The organism is Actinacidiphila oryziradicis, from assembly GCF_005047355.1.
Classification (GTDB): Bacteria; Actinomycetota; Actinomycetes; order Streptomycetales; family Streptomycetaceae; genus Actinacidiphila; species Actinacidiphila oryziradicis.
Genome location: NZ_SUMC01000383.1, coordinates 1 through 584, shown reverse-complemented (window position 1 = coordinate 584; position 584 = coordinate 1). Strand labels below are relative to the sequence as shown.

Genomic DNA, 584 nt, shown 5'->3' with positions numbered 1-584 from the left:
GAGGAGTACCAGAAGGCCTGTGAGGCCACGCCGTGGGAGGAGCTGGAGCACCAGTCGGGGCTGACCCGCGCGCAGATCCTCAAGGCCGCCCAGGTGTACTCCGAGTCCGACCGCACCATCTTCAGCTGGTGCCTGGGTATCTCCCAGCACGAGCACGGCGTCGACACGGTGCGGGAGATCGTCAACGTACTGCTGCTGCGCGGCAACCTGGGCCGTGAGGGCGCGGGTCCATGCCCCATCCGCGGCCACAGCAACGTCCAGGGCAACCGCACCTGCGGAATCGACCACCGCCCCACCGAGGAGTTCCTCAACCGGCTCGCCGAAGCGTGCGGCATCGACCCGCCCCGTGAAGAGGGCCTGGACACCGTGCGCACCATCGAAGCCATGCACCAGGGCCGGGTGAAGGTCTTCATCGGCATGGGCGGCAACTTCGCCATGGCCGCCCCGGACACCCCCTACACCTTCGAAGGGCTGCGCCAGTGCGAGCTGACCGCCCATGTCAGCACCAAGCTCAACCGCAGCCACCTGGTGCACGGCAAGAAGGCCCTGATCCTGCCCTGCCTCGGCCGCACCGAGAAGGACCA

Annotated in this window: 1 pseudogene; it reads left to right on the top strand. The window is 68.2% G+C overall.

What is annotated here, in order from left to right:
- A pseudogene (locus FCI23_RS56005) lies at positions 1 to 584 on the top strand (FdhF/YdeP family oxidoreductase); the annotation flags it as partial.